We start from the raw sequence: 15,498 nt of genomic DNA on the forward strand, positions 1-15,498 counted from the left end.
ATGCCGCGCCGGTACGCCGACTACCTGGCCGCCGACGGCTTCACCGCGCTGAACACGGTGTCGACCATCAGCTCCTTCCTGCTCGGCCTGTCGATCCTGCCGTTCCTCTACAACGTCTGGAAGACGGCCAAGTACGGCAAGCCGGTCGGCGTGGACGACCCGTGGGGCTACGGCCGCTCGCTGGAGTGGGCGACTTCCTGCCCGCCGCCCCGGCACAACTTCCTCACCCTGCCGCGGATCCGCAGCGAATCCCCGGCGTTCGACCTGCACCACCCTGAGATCGCCGCGCTCGAACAGCTTGAGCACGCCGGTCACGGCACCGCCGTCGCGGGCAGCAAGGAGGCCGGCAAGTGAAGATTCAGGGTCGGATGTTCATCTGGCTGAGCGTCTTCATCCTGATCATGGCCATCGTGTATGGCGTGTGGTCGAAGGAGCCGGCCGGTACCACCGCGCTCTTCCTGGCCTTCGGCCTGAGCGTCATGATCGGCTTCTACCTGGGCTTCACCGCCCGGCGGGTCGACGCGGGCGCCCAGGACGACAAGGAGGCCGATGTCGCGGACGACGCGGGCGAGCTGGGCTTCTTCAGCCCGCACAGCTGGCAGCCGCTCATGCTGGGCTTCGGCGGCGCCGTCGCCTTCCTCAGCATCGCGGTCGGCTGGTGGCTGATCTACTTCGCCGCCCCGTTCATCGTGGTCGGCATCTTCGGCTGGGTGTTCGAGTACTACCACGGTGAGAACCGCACCCAGTAGGACGCGCAGCGACGCGCCGGGAGCCCGGACCCCCATCAGGAGGGTCCGGGCTCCCGGCTTTTCCGGCTGCTCCGGCGTGTCCTTCGCGCGCCCGTCGCCCGTCCTTCCTCTGGCGCAGCGTCGTTCGCTCGTAAGGGTTAGCTGCCATGCCAGTGAGCTCTTCATCTCATAGCGTGATCATATGAACCACACTCCGCGGACCCGCACCGTCGTCAGCTGCGCGCTGCTGGTGACCGCCCTCGGCGCGGGCGTCACCGCTTGCGGTTCGGACGGCAACCCCCTGTCGGCCAGGCCGTACGACGCAGCGGGCCTGATCTCCTTCAACGGCCCCACCGAAGCGGGGAAGCGGGCCGACCCGGACAAACCCCTTGAGGTGACCGCCAACAGCGACGAGGGCCGTATCACGGACGTCACCGCCCAGGACTCCACAGGGCGCCATGTGGCGGGCGAACTCGCCGCCGACGGCAGCCGCTGGCACAGCACCTCCCCGCTGGCCGCCAACGCCCACTACACGGTCACGGTGAGCACCGAGGACGAGGACGGCGCGCCCGGCCGCAAGGTCCTCACGTTCGACACCAGCCAGCCCACCAGCAAGCAGCGCCTGAACGTCACGTTCGGGCCGGAGAAGGGCACCTACGGCGTCGGACAGCCGATCACCGCCCAACTCGACCACGAGGTCAAGGACAAGGCGCAGCGCGCCGTCGTCGAGCAGGCCCTCCGGGTGGACTCCACGCCGGCCGTGCAGGGCGCCTGGCACTGGGTCGACAACAAGGAGCTCCACTACCGGCCCAAGGACTACTGGCCCGCTCACGCCACCATCCAGGTGCACAGCAACCTGGAGGGCGTCAAGATCGGCGACCGGCTGTGGGGCGGCGCGGCCAAGCCGCTGAAGATCACCACCGGTGACAGGATCGAGGCCGTCACGGACGCCGCCACCCACCAGATGACGGTCTACAAGAACGGCCAGGAGATCAACCAGATCCCCGTCACCACGGGCAAGCCCGGCTTCGAGACCCGCAACGGCGTCAAGGTCGTCCTGGCCAAGCAGTACTTCGTACGCATGCGCGGCACCACGGTCGGCATCGCCGAGGGCAGCGCCGACTCCTACGACCTGCCGGTCTACTACGCCACGCGGGTCACCTGGTCCGGCGAGTACGTCCACGCCGCCCCCTGGTCGGTGGGCTCCCAGGGGTACGCCAACGTCAGCCACGGCTGCACCGGTATGAGCACCTCCAACGCCGAGTGGTTCTTCGACACCGTCCGCGAGGGCGACATCGTCAAGGTCGTCAACTCCAACGGCGACGAGATGGAGCCCTTCGGCAACGGCTTCGGCGACTGGAACGTCGACTGGCAGAAGTGGCGCCAGGGCAGCGCCCTCTTCAACGGCAAACCGGACGGCCCGGCCCCGGGGGACGCGCTACGCGTCCAGCCGGCGGCGGCGTGATGAAGGGGCGCGGGGAACTGCGCGAGGAGGACCCACCGGCCCCCGCTCGCCCACGAACCCGGCGCCCCGCCCGGCGACAGGGCCTAGGCGCCCACCAGGCGCCGCTGACGCAGCAGGGAGGCCAGCGCGGAGGCGAACTCCACCGGATCCACCGGCAGGGTGACGGCCGCGTCGGCCCGGCTCCACGTGGCCAGCCACGCGTCCTGCGGCCGCCCCATGAGCAGCAGCACCGGCGGGCAGTTGAACACCTCGTCCTTGATCTGCCGGCACACCCCCATGCCGCCCATCGGCACGGCCTCGCCGTCGAGCACGCAGACGTCGATGCCGCCCTTGTCCAGCTCCCGCAGCACCGCCTGCGGAGTCGCGCACTCCACGAACTCGACGAGGGGGACGTCGGGCGCCGGCCGACGCCCGGCGGCCAGCCGTACTTGCTCGCGGGTGTTGGAGTCGTCGCTGTAGACCAGCACCGTGGCGGTCGGCTGCATTGTTCCTCCGAGACGTCAGCGTCGTACGGACAGGACGGGCGGGCCCGTTCCGGCGGATGTTACTCCCGCGATCGTCCCCATGAACACCACGTCAACACCGGTCCTGCGGGTGGCAACACTCCGAACGGCACCCCCCGGAGTGAGCGCGAGATAAGCGACCGACATAATGTCGGTCGTGGCGACAGCAACGACAGTAGAAACCGGGCACGCGCACCCGTCGGTCAACCGGCCGAACCTCACCAGCGTCGGAACCATCATCTGGCTGAGTTCCGAGCTGATGTTCTTCGCGGCCCTCTTCGCGATGTACTTCACCCTCCGGTCGGTGACCGGACCGGCTCACTGGAAGGAGATGGCGGAGGCACTCAACGTGCCCTTCTCCGCCACGAACACCACGATCCTGGTGCTCTCCTCCCTCACCTGTCAGCTCGGCGTGTTCGCGGCCGAGCGCGGCGATGTGAAGAAGCTCCGTGGCTGGTTCATCCTCACCTTCATCATGGGTGCGATCTTCATCGGCGGTCAGATCTACGAGTACACGGAGCTGGTGAAGAAGGACGGCATCTCGCTGTCCTCCGACCCGTACGGCTCGGTGTTCTACCTGACCACCGGCTTCCACGGCCTGCACGTGACGGGCGGTCTCATCGCCTTCCTGCTGGTCCTCGGCCGCACCTACATGGCCAAGAGGTTCACCCACGAGCAGGCGACCGCCGCCATCGTCGTGTCCTACTACTGGCACTTCGTCGATGTCGTCTGGATCGGCCTCTTCGCCACGATCTACCTGATCAAGTAGCCGGGACCGCTCCCGCACATCCAGAAGCACCGACGCAGAAGATCCTGACACCGGGGTAATCCGTGAAAAAGCTCTCCGCACGACGACGCCATCCGCTGGCGGCGGTCGTCGTCCTACTCCTCGCGCTGGCGGCCACTGGGGGGCTGTACGCCGCGTTCGCGCCCGCGGGCAAGGCACAGGCCGATGAAACCTCCCAGTCCCTGACCATCAAGGAGGGCCAGAAGCTCTACAAGGTCGGCTGCGCCAGCTGCCACGGTGCCGGTGGCCAGGGTTCCTCCGACGGCCCGAGCCTCGTCGGCGTGGGCGCCGCGGCGGTCGACTTCCAGGTCGGCACCGGCCGCATGCCCGCCGCGACCTCGCAGGGCGCCCAGGTCCCGCGCAAGAAGAACATCTACTCGCAGGCCCAGATCGACCAGCTCGCCGCGTACGTCGCGTCGCTGGGCGCCGGCCCGACCGTGCCCACGAAGGAGCAGTACGGTCCCGCGGGCGCGGACATCGCCAAGGGCGGCGAGCTGTTCCGCACCAACTGCGCGCAGTGCCACAACTTCACCGGCAAGGGCGGTGCCCTGACCAAGGGCAAGTTCGCGCCGAGCCTGGAGGGTGTCGCTCCGAAGCACATCTACGAGGCCATGCAGACGGGCCCGCAGAACATGCCGTCCTTCCCCGACACCACGCTGTCGGAGAAGAACAAGAAGGACATCATCGCGTACCTCAACGCGGTCAACGGCGACAAGACCGAGAACCCGGGTGGTCTGGAGCTGGGCGGCCTCGGGCCGGTCAGTGAGGGTCTGTTCGGCTGGATCTTCGGCCTCGGCACGCTCATCGTGGTCGCCGTCTGGGTCGCCGCTCGGACCGCAAAGGCCAAGAAGTCATGAGTAGCCAAGACATTCCAGAAGAGAACCTGCCCGCTGAGCAGGACCACGCGCACGGCGCGGTAGGGATCGCGGACGAGGAGAACCCGTTCGCGGACCCGGGGCTGCCGCCGCACGAGCACCGTATCCAGGACATCGACGAGCGGGCCGCCAAGCGGTCCGAGCGCGTGGTGGCCCTGCTGTTCACGGTGTCGATGCTGGCCACCATCGGCTTCATCGTCGCGTACCTGGCCATCCCGACCGACAAGCAGATCTTCGTCTTCCCGATCGGGCACATCAGCGCGATGAACTTCGCGCTCGGTCTGACCCTCGGTGTGGCGCTGTTCTGCATCGGCGTGGGCGCGGTCCACTGGGCCCGCACCCTGATGTCCGACGTGGAGATCGCCGACGACCGTCACCCGATCGAGGCTCCCTCCGACGTCCGGGCCAAGGTCCACGACGACTTCCGCCAGGGCGCCAAGGAGTCGGCGATCGGCCGCCGCAAGCTGATCCGCAACACGATGTTCGGCGCGCTGGCCCTGGTGCCGCTCTCCGGTGTCATGCTGCTCGGCGGTCTCGGCCCGGCGCCGGGGACCAAGCTCCGCCACACCATGTGGGCCAAGGGCAAGCGCCTGGTCAACATGAACACGAACCAGCCGCTGCGTCCCGAGGACGTCTCCGTGGGCTCGCTCACCTTCGCCAAGCCGGACGGCCTGGAGGAGCACTCCGAGGAGTTCCAGACGGAGATCGCCAAGGCCGCGCTGATGATCGTCCGGCTCCAGCCGGGCAACATCAAGGACAAGCGCGAGCTGGAGTGGTCGCACGAGGGCATCGTCGCGTACTCGAAGATCTGCACCCACGTCGGCTGCCCGATCTCCCTGTACGAGCAGCAGACGCACCACGTGCTGTGCCCGTGCCACCAGTCCACCTTCGACCTCTCCGACGGTGCCCGAGTGATCTTCGGCCCCGCCGGCCACGCCCTGCCGCAGCTGCGCATCGGTGTGGACAGTGAGGGTTACCTCCAGGCGCTCGGCGACTTCGAGGAGCCCGTCGGTCCTGCATTCTGGGAGCGCGGATGAGTACTTCAGCGAACGAGACCTCCCGCCCCCGCGGGAAGGCGCCGGCCGGCGAGCGTCTCGCCGACTGGGCCGACGGCCGGCTCGGGATCTACTCCCTGGCCAAGGCCAACATGCGCAAGATCTTCCCCGACCACTGGTCGTTCATGTTGGGTGAGGTCTGCCTCTACAGCTTCATCATCATCATCCTGACGGGTGTCTACCTGACGCTGTTCTTCCACCCGTCGATGAACGAGGTGGAGTACCACGGCTCGTACGTCCCGCTCCAGGGACAGCTGATGTCCGAGGCGTTCAGCTCGACCCTGCACATCTCCTTCGACGTGCGCGGTGGTCTGCTCATCCGGCAGATCCACCACTGGGGCGCGGTCGTCTTCATCGCCGGCATGTTCGTGCACATGATGCGCGTGTTCTTCACCGGTGCGTTCCGCAAGCCGCGTGAGGTCAACTGGCTGTTCGGCTTCCTGCTGCTCGTCCTGGGCATGTTCACCGGTTTCACCGGTTACTCGCTCCCGGACGACCTGCTCTCCGGCACCGGTGTCCGCTTCATGGAGGGCGCGATCCTGTCCGTGCCGATCGTCGGCACGTACATCTCGTTCTTCCTCTTCGGCGGCGAGTTCCCGGGCGGCGACTTCGTGGCCCGCTTCTACTCGATCCACATCCTGCTGCTGCCGGGCATCATGCTGGGCCTGGTGGTGGGCCACCTGATCCTGGTCTTCTACCACAAGCACACGCAGTTCACGGGTCCCGGCAAGACGAACAAGAACGTCGTCGGCATGCCGCTGCTGCCGGTGTACATGGCGAAGGCCGGCGGCTTCTTCTTCCTGGTCTTCGGTGTGCTCGCGGCCCTCGCGGCCATCGCGCAGATCAACCCGATCTGGGCCATCGGCCCCTACCGTCCGGACCAGGTGTCCACCGGCGCCCAGCCGGACTGGTACATGGGTATGGCCGAGGGTCTGATCCGCGCCATGCCGGGCTGGGAGATCAACTTCTGGGGCCACACGCTGGTCCTGGGCGTGTTCATCCCGCTGGTGCTGTTCGGCGTGATCCTCGGCGCGATCGCGGTGTACCCGTTCATCGAGGCCTGGGTCACCGGCGACAAGCGCGAGCACCACATCCTGGACCGCCCGCGCAACGCCCCGACCCGTACGGCGTTCGGTGTCGCCTGGCTGACCGTGTACTTCGTGATGCTGATCGGTGGTGGCAACGACATCTTCGCCACCCACTTCCACCTGTCGATCAACGCGGTCACCTGGTTCGTCCGGATCGCCTACTTCGTGGCTCCGGTCATCGCGTTCATCGTCACCAAGCGGATCTGCCTGGGCCTCCAGCGCCGCGACCGCGACAAGGTGCTGCACGGCCGCGAGACCGGCATCATCAAGCGGCTGCCGCACGGTGAGTTCATCGAGGTGCACGAGCCGCTCAGCCAGGAGCAGCTGCACACGCTCACCTCGCACGAGCAGTACCAGCCGGCCGAGATCGGTCCGGCGGTCGACGAGAACGGGGTCGAGCGCAAGATCCCGGCCTCGGAGAAGCTGCGGGCGAAGCTGTCCAACGCCTACTTCGGCGAGGACAACCAGATCCCGAAGCCGACCGTCGATGAGTACAAGGAGATCACGAGCGGCCACGGCCACCACTGATCCCCGCGTCGCCACGCCACGCTGAAGGGCCCCGTCCGGGTTACGGACGGGGCCCTTCGCCGTGCCGCCCGGCTGGATAGGGTGGTGTCGACGTAGCAGGAACCTGTTCAAGGAGCGGCTGATGAGCGCTGTGACCCCCGCTGGAGGCGACACCGCGGCGGGCCGCTCCTGGCCCGCCCTGCTGAACGGTCTGCTGGACGGCCGGGACCTGAGCGCCGACGACACCGCGTGGGCGATGGACCTGATCATGCGCGGGGAGGCGACCGACGCGCAGATCGCGGGCTTCATGGTGGCGCTGCGGGCCAAGGGCGAGACGGTCCAGGAGATCACCGGACTGGTCCGGACGATGTACGCGCACGCGAACGTCATCGAGGTGCCCGGCCCGGCCGTCGACATCGTCGGCACCGGCGGCGACGGTGCCAAGACGGTGAACATCTCCACCATGTCCTCGATCGTCGTCGCGGGCGCGGGGGCGAAGGTCGTCAAGCACGGCAACCGCGCCGCGTCCTCCGCCTCCGGCTCCTCCGACGTCCTGGAGAAGCTGGGCATCAACCTCAACCTGACCCCGCAGCGGGTGGCCGAGGTGGCCGAGGAGGCCGGCATCACCATCTGCTTCGCGGTGCGGTTCCACCCTTCCCTGCGTCATGTCGCCGCCGCACGCGGCCAGTTGGGCATCCGGACCACCTTCAACGTGCTGGGCCCGCTGACCAACCCCGCGCAGGTGCGGTCGCAGGCCGTCGGTGTCGCGGATCCCCGCATGGCGCCGATCGTCGCCGGCGTCCTCGCCGAGCGCGGCAACTCCGCGCTGGTCTTCCGGGGCGACGACGGCCTGGACGAGCTGACCGTCACCGCCCCCTCCCGGGTGTGGGTGGTGCGGGACGGCAAGGTCACGGAGGAGGTCTTCGACCCGCGGGACGTCGGCATCGACCTCGTCCCCGTGGACGCCCTGCGCGGAGCCGACGCCTCCTACAACGCCGGGGTCGCCCGCCGGCTGCTGGACGGCGAGAGGGGGGCCGTACGGGACGCCGTCCTGCTGAACTCGGCGGCGGCGCTGGTGGCCCTGGAGCCGACGGACGCGCCGCTCACCGAGCAGATCCGCGCGGGCATGGCGCGGGCCGCGGAGTCGATCGACTCGGGCGCGGCCAGACGCACCCTGGACCGCTGGGTCGCCGTCAGCAACGCCTAGGCGCGTGTCCGGCCGTTCGCGCGGCAGACGCGCATGGCCGGACATGCCCCAGTGCCCGGGAGTCGTCCCGCGATCCGGACACGGGTTGCGGGACGACGATCACTTCAGTACGTTCCTTTACCAGGTCATGAGTGACAGTCATGAGGCCCCGGCCGACTGTCCGGCAACCCTCCGTCCGTGGCGGGGTGCCCCGGGTGAAGACCAGGTCGTACGGCAGCAAGGCCTACGGCAAGCGCGGACCCCTCGCATACCAGGGGTCCTGGTCGTCCGAGGGAGTCCTCCGTGAGCAAGCGAATGCGTTAGGGCCGCAGAGCCCCGCCTCCGCACAGCCCTTCGCAGCCCTGTTCTGCACTTCTCCGCATTCCTGTCACGGGAGTTCCGCCATGTCTGTCTCCACCGCTGCCGCCGACCAGTCTGTTTGCACCCCTCTGCCCGTTCTGGGGCGAGATGTCACCGTCCCGCTGGTCACCGGCGGCGAAGTCAGCTACGCCGCCCTGGACTACGCGGCCAGCGCCCCCGCCCTCCAGCGCGTCTGGGACGACGTCGCCGCGTACGCCCCGTACTACGGCAGTGTCCACCGCGGCGCCGGCTACCTCTCCCAGCTCTCCACCGACCTGTTCGAGAACGCCCGCAGGACGGTCGCCGACTTCCTCGGCTGCCGCCCGGCCGACCAGGTGGTCTTCACCCGTTCGACCACCGACTCCCTCAACCTGCTGGCCCGGGCGATCCCGGCCGGCTGCCAGGTCTTCGTCTTCGAGACCGAGCACCACGCCTCCTTGCTGCCCTGGCAGGACGCACGGGTCACCTACCTCGACGCCCCGCGCACCCCGCGGCAGGCCGTGGAGACCCTGGAGCGGGCCCTGGCCGGCCGGGACCCCTACGGCCCGGCCCTGGTCTGCGTCACCGGCGCCTCCAACGTCACCGGCGAGCTGTGGCCGGTGCGCGAACTGGCCGCCGCCGCGCACGCCCACGGCGCCCGCATCGTCCTGGACGCCGCCCAGCTCGCCCCGCACCACCCGGTGGACCTCCGTGACCTGGACGTGGACTGGGTCGCCTTCTCCGGCCACAAGCTGTACGCCCCCTTCGGCTCCGGCGTCCTGGCCGGCCGCGCCGACTGGCTCCAGCAGGCCGAGCCGTACCTCGCGGGCGGCGGTGCCAGCCGGAAGGTCACCCGGCGCCAGGACGGCGGCGTGGCCGTCGAGTGGCACGAGACCGCGGCCCGGCACGAGGCCGGCTCACCGAACGTCATCGGCGCCTACGCCATCGCCTCCGCATGCAAGGCCCTCACCGAGGCCGGCTGGGACACCCTCGTCGCCCGCGAACAGCACCTGATCGCCAAGGTCCGCGAGGGCCTGGCCGAGGTGCCCGAGGTGCGCGTGCTGTCCCTCTTCGGCGACGACGCCCCGCGCGTCGGCGTCATCTCCTTCGTCGTCGAGGGCTGGAACAGCTCGCACTTCGCCGCCGCGCTCTCCGCCGAGTACGGCATCGGCGTCCGCGACGGCCTCTTCTGCGCCCACCCCCTGGTCCGCACCCTGCTCGGCAGCGACCCGCAGACCCAGGGCGAGTGCGGCGCCCCCGAGGCGGCCCCGGGCGAGAAGTCCCTCAACGCCATCCGCGTCAGCTTCGGCGCGGGCACCCCGGACGAGCACGTGGAGCGTTTCGTCAACGCCGTCAGGGAACTGGTGGCGCAGGGCGCGAAGTGGCAGTACCGCACGGAGGACGGCCGCTGCGTGCCGGCGGTCTGACGGCGCTATAACCTCCCCTTGACACCACGTCGGACAGGGGGAGCCCGTCAGTGCAGCCGCTGCGCGCCACAGACCCGCGCCACATCGGCCCGTACACCGCCACGCACAGGCTGGGCGCGGGCGGCATGGGCGAGGTCTACCTCGCCGAGTCGCGCACCGGGCTGCGGCTCGCGGTGAAGGTCGTACGGGCCGAGCACGCCGAGGACCGCACCTTCCGCGCCCGCTTCCGCCACGAGGTCCGCGCCGCCCAGACCGTCGGCGGCGCGGGCACCTACACCGCGCGGGTCGTGGACGCCGACACCGAGGCCGAACGGCCCTGGATGGCGACGGAGTTCGTGTCCGGACCGAACCTGCGGGACGCGGTGCTCGACCACGGAGCGCTGCCGCGCCCGGCGGTCCGGATCCTCGCCGCCGCGCTCGGCGAGGCGCTGACGGCCATCCACGCCAGGGGGCTGGTCCACCGGGACCTGAAGCCGTCGAACATCCTGCTGGGTCCGGACGGGCCCCGGGTCATCGACTTCGGGATCGTCCGGGCGCTGGAGGCCACCTCGCTGACCCGCACCGGTGCGGTGGTCGGCTCGGTCGGCTACGTCTCGCCGGAGCAGATCCGCAACGGCGGCCAGGTCGGCCCGCCCAGCGACGTCTTCTCGCTCGGCGCGGTCCTCGCGTACGCGGCGGCCGGCCGTGAGCCGTTCGGCGAGGGCCAGGACTCGGTGGTCCTGCTGCGCATCCTCACCCGCGACTTCGACCTGTCCGGCGTGCCGGAGGACATCCGCGCGCTGGTGACGGCCTGTCTGCGCGAGGACCCGCTGGAGCGTCCGGAGCCGGCCGAGGTGGTGGCGAGCGCCGGGTTCGCCCCGGACACCCTGCGCGCCGCCGTCCGCCCGGGCTGGTACGGCCCCGCGACCCGGCCCCGCCCCACCCCGGACGACCGCCCCAGCGGCGTCGAGTACCTGACCCCACACCCCACCACCGACGCGCCCGCCCCCGCCCCCGCCACCCCGGCCGGCGCTGAGGCCCCGGCTACCCGTGCCACCCCGACCGGCCCGGCGACCGTGGCTGCGAACGACCAGGCGACGCGTCCCACTCCGGCCGGCCCGGCACTGGCAGCCGCCGCCGGGAACCCCGGTGGCCCGGGGGTCGAGGCGACCCGGGGCGACTCGGCCGACCGTGCCACCCCGCTCGGCTCGGTGGCTCCCGCGGCCCCGGAGGACTCCGCCACCCCCGGCACGCACGGCGACTCGGCAGTGGCAGCCACCCGGCAGGGCCCGCCGACCGCTGCGGCCGGGAACGGCTCCGCCGGCCCCGCCACCTCCGGCGACTCGGTCCGGACGGCCGCTCCCACCGACTCGGCGGCGGGGTCCCTCACGGACTCGACTGGAACGGCCACCCCCACGGACTCGACCAGGACGGCCGCCCCCACGGACTCGACCAGGACGGTCACCTCCACCGGCTCGGACACCGTCATCGGCTCCACCGCCCCCGGCCGCCGCTCGGGTGCCGTGGCTCCCGGGCGGCGGCGGCTTCTGAAGGTTCTCGCCGGGGGAGCCGTCGCCGTGGCCGGGGTGGGGGTCGGCGGCCGGCTGTGGGGGTACGGGTTCGGTACCGGGAGCAGTGGCGGCAGCGACCGCTCACCAACCCCGTCCGCCGACCGCACGAACGGGGCGGCGGCGGTGCTGCGCTGGCAGTACGACCTCGGCGGCATCGGCGGCCTGGACGGGGCCTGCTGCGCGCTCTCCCCGGACGGTTCGGTCGTCTACGCGGGCACCTCCGGCGGCGTGCTGCACGCGATCTCCCGGGACGGCTCCAAGCGCTGGAAGGTCCGGCTCGGCGACGACGTCTCCACGCCCGTGGCCACCCGGGACGCCGTGTACTGCGTGGTGGGCCTGCACTCCGAGGACTCGCGCCGGCTGGCCGCGGTGAGCCCGTCCGGCAGCCTGCTGTGGACCCGCACCCTCGGTGACCAGCGGTACGACGTCCCCGTCCTGCTCGGCCAGGACGTCCTCGTCTCCGTCGGCGGCACGAGCACGGGCGGGCTGCGCCGCTACGCCTCCGACGGCAGCGAGAAGTGGACCGCCAAGACCCTGGCCGGCCCCACCGGCACCCCGCTCGTCTCGGGCGGGACCGTCTTCACGGGCAGCTACGGCGACTTCCTGCTGGCGCTGGACGCGCGGGACGGCTCGCGGAAGTGGCAGGTGTCCGGGGGTACCGACGCCACCGCGCTCGTTCTCGTGGGCACCACCCTGTTCACGGACTCCGCCGCCGAACTCCAGGGCTTCCGCGTCACGGACGGCCGGCGGCTGTGGCGCAAGGAGGACGACGGAGGCGTCCTGACCGGGGGCAGCCGTACGCTGGCCGTCGGCACCGAACAGGGGGGCGTGTACGCCGTCCGGGCGGCCGACGGCTCCCGTGCCTGGACGTACGGCTTCGAGGGCGGCTCGGCCTACCCCCGCGCGGTGGTGGCCGGCGACACCGTGTACGCGCATGCGGGCGAGAAGGTGTGCGCGCTGGACCTGAACGGGCGGAGGCGCTGGAACGCGGTCCTGGGCCGGGACGCGGGCGACGACCAGCACACCCCGGTCGCGCGCGGCGGCCGGCTCTACGTCCCCTCGGGCAGCGGGATCGCCGCGGTGGACGTGAGCGCGTAGCCGTCCCCGGTCGTCCCTAGTTGTCGAGGCCGATCGCGAACGCGGCCTCCAGGTCGTGCTGGGAGTAGGTGCGGAACGCGACGTGCGTGTCCGTGGCCTCCACCCCGGGGATCTTGCTGATCCGCCCCGGGATGATCTCGGCGAGATCCTCGTGCTCCCGCACCCGGACCATCGCGATCAGGTCGTACGTACCGGTGACGGAGAACACCTCGCTCACCGAATCCAGCGAAGCGATCCGCTCCGCGATCTCGGGGATCCGGTCCACGCTGGTCTTGATCAGGACGATCGCGGTGATCACGGCTGTCTCTCTCCCTCGGTGACCGGAGCTGGGGCGGCTTTCACTCTAGTCCCACGGCCGTAACGCACCCACGCGTAACCGAAGCCCAGCCCGAACCCCACCAGGTGCGCCAGGTACGCCACCCCGGGACCGTCGGAGGCCTGCCCCGCCGCCAGCCACTGCAGGGCCGCCCAGGACGGCAGCACCACCCAGGCCGGGAAGCGCAGCGGCAGGAAGAACAGGAACGGCAGGAGACTGGTCACACGGGCGCGGGGGAAAAGGTAGAGGAACGCTCCGAGGACCGCCGAGACCGCCCCGGAGGCGCCGACCAGCGACTGCTCGGAGGCCGCGTTGGCCGCCGCGTACCCCAGCAGGGCGAGATAGCCGCAGCCGACGTAGAACAGGGTGAACTCCACCCGGCCCATCCGTTCCTCGGCCATCGCCCCGAAGACGAAGAGGAAGAGCATGTTGCCGAGCAGATGCACCCAGCTGCCGTGCACGAACAGCGCGGTGGCCGGGGTGAGCGCGGCCCCGGCCGGGCCGTCGAACAGCTCGGCCGGGACCACGCCCCAGTGCCGGAAGTACGCCCGCTGCGCGGCGAGCAGCGCGTCCCCGGAGCCGTACCCGGGGACCAGCCCGGAGGCCGGGCCGAGGGCGAAGACCAGACCGCACAGGACGATGAGGCCGTACGTCATCGGTGCCGAGGTGCCCCGGACCGCTCTGAGTGCCCTGCCGGCCGCCGTGCTCCAGGTGCTGATCATGACTACAGAGCATGACGTAACGGGACGCTTGCTGACAGACCGCCTCGCCGCCGTGGACGGACGGGCGGCGGGCACCCGCCAGGCCGTAGGGTTACGGCCACACGCGTCGGGGGACGGCGCGGACCGACACGAGAAGGAAGAGAACAGTCACGATGACGGTTCCCCTGCCGACGGCCACGACACGATGGCGCTGCACCCTGTGCGGCAACCTCACGCGCTTCGACGTGACCCGCTCGTCCAAGGTCGTCGAGTACGTCCACCTCGACCTGGCGGGCGAGCCCACGGTGGAGGAGCGCGAGGTGGTCAGTGAGACCATCGAATCGGTGCGCTGCCGCTGGTGCAACGCGGTGGACCAGGTGGAACTCGTGGACAGGCCGGGCGCCGGCTCCTGAGCGGAGCGGCCCCCGGAGAGGCTTATTCCGGTATTGGGGTGTGACGGATGGTGGAGACCGCAGGCGGGGGGCCGGGCGACGGCACCGCTGAGGTGCTTGACCGTCCGCTGCCCGACGGAGTGCGCAAGCGGGTCGTACAGATCGTGTCGGACGGCTTCGGCGGGCTGACCGTGGCGGAACTGCCCGCCCAGCTCAGGCAGTACGCCCGGTTCGCCCCCAATCGCCGGGCGAAGTTCGCCGGGAACGCGATGGCGGCGGCGCTGGAGACCGACGCCCTGTTCCGGCAGCGGATCGGGGAGCGGTTCAGAGAGGCGCAGCCGGAACTCGCCGGTGCCCTCGACGCCGGCTCCCCGCCCCCGGCCGCGGACCCGCTCGACGTGGCGGCCGCGGCCTATGTGCTGCGCCCGGCGGGCTGGGTGAAGCTGGTCACCGCGGCCGGCGAGGAGGCCCAGCGCGCGCACGCCGAGCGCGCCGACGAGGAGAACCGGGCCGAGCTGGAGCGGCTGCGCGCGGAGCTGGCACAGGCCCGCGACCACACCCGCGCGGAGACCGAACGGCTGCGCACGGAGCTCGAATCGGCGAAGAAGGAAGCGGAATCGCTTCACCGCAAGCTGCGCGCCGCCCTCAGCGACGTCAAGCGGGGCGAGGCCGCGCTGCGCAAGGCGCAGGGCGAGATGGACGCCGTACGCGCCGAGACGCAGGCGCAGGTGTCGGCCGCGGAGAGCGAGTCCCGGCGGCTCAAGGCCCGCCTGGGCGAGGCCGAGGCCGCGCTGGAGGCCACCCGCCGGGCGGCCCGGGAGGGCCGCAGCGTGGAGGACATGCGGGTACGGCTGCTGCTCGACACCCTGCTGGAGGCGACCCAGGGGCTGCGGCGCGAACTGGCCCTGCCCCCGGTGTCCGTGCGCCCGGCCGAGACGGTGGACGCGGTCGAACCGGGCCGGATGACGCCGAAGGACATCGCAACGCGCGCCCTGTCGGAGAACGATCCGGCCATTCTCGATCAACTGCTCGCCCTGCCGCAGGCGCATCTGGTCGTCGACGGCTACAACGTGACCAAGACCGGCTATCCGCAGATGCCGCTGGAGAAGCAGCGGTTGCGGCTGCTGGGGCAGCTCTCCGCGCTCGCCGCGCAGACCGGGGCCGAGGTGACGTGTGTCTTCGACGGCGCGGAACTGGCCGCGCCGGTGCTGCTCGCGCCGCCGCGCGGGGTGCGGGTGCTGTTCTCCAAGCCGGGCGTCACGGCGGACGAGCTGATCCGCCAGCTGGTGCGCGCGGAGCCGCCGGGCCGTCCGGTGATCGTCGCCTCCACCGACCGCGAGGTGGCCGACGGGGTCGCGAAGGCGGGTGCCCGACCGGTGGCCTCTGCGGTGCTTCTGAAGCGACTGTCCTGAAGGTCCAACGGGCGTAGTGAATGCCCGAATTGGCCGCATCGTCACGCAACGTAGGGTCAACCCGCTCTC

14 protein-coding genes, 1 pseudogene and 1 riboswitch are annotated in these 15,498 nt (G+C 70.8%); of the genes and pseudogenes, 12 read left to right on the plus strand and 3 right to left on the minus strand.

Annotation, left to right across the window (positions count from 1 at the left end):
• The 3 genes and pseudogenes from ACH4LD_RS16285 to ACH4LD_RS16295 all read left to right on the plus strand — a co-directional run.
• Nucleotides 1–354 (plus strand): annotated as a pseudogene (locus tag ACH4LD_RS16285) (cytochrome ubiquinol oxidase subunit I); the annotation flags it as partial.
• Nucleotides 351–749, plus strand: coding sequence for a cytochrome c oxidase subunit 4 (locus ACH4LD_RS16290; protein WP_030641899.1), 399 nt, complete (start codon nucleotides 351–353; stop codon nucleotides 747–749). The pseudogene ACH4LD_RS16285 and the gene ACH4LD_RS16290, both read left to right, overlap by 4 nt.
• Before the next feature lie 181 nt (nucleotides 750–930).
• Nucleotides 931–2,193 carry an Ig-like domain-containing protein gene (locus tag ACH4LD_RS16295; protein ID WP_398058615.1) on the plus strand — a complete coding sequence of 421 codons (1,263 nt, stop codon included), beginning with the start codon at nucleotides 931–933 and terminating at the stop codon, nucleotides 2,191–2,193.
• Nucleotides 2,194–2,276: 83 nt separating this feature from the next.
• Here ACH4LD_RS16295 and ACH4LD_RS16300 read toward each other — a convergent pair whose 3' ends face one another.
• Nucleotides 2,277–2,678, minus strand: a complete 402-nt coding sequence (locus ACH4LD_RS16300; protein ID WP_030641905.1) for a two-component system response regulator — start codon at nucleotides 2,676–2,678, stop codon at nucleotides 2,277–2,279.
• 166 nt (nucleotides 2,679–2,844) lie between these two features.
• Here ACH4LD_RS16300 and ACH4LD_RS16305 point away from each other — a divergent pair, with 166 nt between their 5' ends.
• The 7 genes from ACH4LD_RS16305 (at nucleotide 2,845) to ACH4LD_RS16335 (ending at nucleotide 12,608) form a co-directional block, all read left to right on the plus strand.
• Nucleotides 2,845–3,465, plus strand: a complete 621-nt coding sequence (locus ACH4LD_RS16305) for a heme-copper oxidase subunit III (protein ID WP_014672235.1) — start codon at nucleotides 2,845–2,847, stop codon at nucleotides 3,463–3,465.
• 62 nt (nucleotides 3,466–3,527) lie between these two features.
• Complete coding sequence (locus ACH4LD_RS16310) at nucleotides 3,528–4,340, plus strand: c-type cytochrome (protein ID WP_398058614.1); 813 nt, start codon at nucleotides 3,528–3,530, stop codon at nucleotides 4,338–4,340.
• The gene (locus tag ACH4LD_RS16315; protein WP_103815348.1) at nucleotides 4,337–5,395 is read left to right on the plus strand and encodes a ubiquinol-cytochrome c reductase iron-sulfur subunit; all 1,059 of its coding nucleotides are present in this window, start codon (nucleotides 4,337–4,339) and stop codon (nucleotides 5,393–5,395) included. The genes ACH4LD_RS16310 and ACH4LD_RS16315 overlap by 4 nt, the downstream gene beginning before the upstream one ends.
• Nucleotides 5,392–7,029 carry a cytochrome bc complex cytochrome b subunit gene (locus ACH4LD_RS16320; RefSeq protein WP_132783834.1) on the plus strand — a complete coding sequence of 546 codons (1,638 nt, stop codon included), beginning with the start codon at nucleotides 5,392–5,394 and terminating at the stop codon, nucleotides 7,027–7,029. The genes ACH4LD_RS16315 and ACH4LD_RS16320 overlap by 4 nt, the downstream gene beginning before the upstream one ends.
• Nucleotides 7,030–7,150: 121 nt before the next feature.
• The gene (trpD, locus tag ACH4LD_RS16325) at nucleotides 7,151–8,215 is read left to right on the plus strand and encodes an anthranilate phosphoribosyltransferase (RefSeq protein WP_132783835.1); all 1,065 of its coding nucleotides are present in this window, start codon (nucleotides 7,151–7,153) and stop codon (nucleotides 8,213–8,215) included.
• A 123-nt stretch (nucleotides 8,216–8,338) separates the two neighbouring features.
• A riboswitch (SAM riboswitch) is annotated at nucleotides 8,339–8,456 on the plus strand.
• 142 nt (nucleotides 8,457–8,598) lie between these two features.
• Nucleotides 8,599–9,960, plus strand: a complete 1,362-nt coding sequence (locus ACH4LD_RS16330; RefSeq protein ID WP_398058613.1) for an aminotransferase class V-fold PLP-dependent enzyme — start codon at nucleotides 8,599–8,601, stop codon at nucleotides 9,958–9,960.
• Between the two features lie 50 nt (nucleotides 9,961–10,010).
• Nucleotides 10,011–12,608, plus strand: coding sequence for a PQQ-binding-like beta-propeller repeat protein (locus ACH4LD_RS16335; protein WP_398058612.1), 2,598 nt, complete (start codon nucleotides 10,011–10,013; stop codon nucleotides 12,606–12,608).
• Nucleotides 12,609–12,624: 16 nt separating this feature from the next.
• Here the strand turns inward: ACH4LD_RS16335 and ACH4LD_RS16340 are convergent, their stop codons facing one another.
• Both ACH4LD_RS16340 and ACH4LD_RS16345 read right to left on the minus strand, forming a co-directional pair.
• Nucleotides 12,625–12,906, minus strand: a complete 282-nt coding sequence (locus ACH4LD_RS16340) for an Lrp/AsnC family transcriptional regulator (protein WP_014672228.1) — start codon at nucleotides 12,904–12,906, stop codon at nucleotides 12,625–12,627.
• A complete protein-coding gene (locus ACH4LD_RS16345) occupies nucleotides 12,903–13,646 on the minus strand; it encodes a rhomboid family intramembrane serine protease (protein ID WP_398058611.1) in 744 nt (247 codons plus the stop codon). The genes ACH4LD_RS16340 and ACH4LD_RS16345 overlap by 4 nt, the downstream gene beginning before the upstream one ends.
• 152 nt (nucleotides 13,647–13,798) lie before the next feature.
• Here ACH4LD_RS16345 and ACH4LD_RS16350 point away from each other — a divergent pair, with 152 nt between their 5' ends.
• Together ACH4LD_RS16350 and ACH4LD_RS16355 are read left to right on the plus strand one after the other, a co-directional pair.
• Nucleotides 13,799–14,038, plus strand: coding sequence for a hypothetical protein (locus tag ACH4LD_RS16350; protein WP_014672226.1), 240 nt, complete (start codon nucleotides 13,799–13,801; stop codon nucleotides 14,036–14,038).
• Between the two features lie 47 nt (nucleotides 14,039–14,085).
• Nucleotides 14,086–15,429, plus strand: a complete 1,344-nt coding sequence (locus ACH4LD_RS16355) for an NYN domain-containing protein (RefSeq protein WP_398058610.1) — start codon at nucleotides 14,086–14,088, stop codon at nucleotides 15,427–15,429.
• The last annotated feature ends 69 nt before the right edge of the window (nucleotides 15,430–15,498 follow it).

The organism is Streptomyces sp. NPDC017676 (genome assembly GCF_044329325.1).
Lineage (GTDB): Bacteria > Actinomycetota > Actinomycetes > Streptomycetales > Streptomycetaceae > Streptomyces.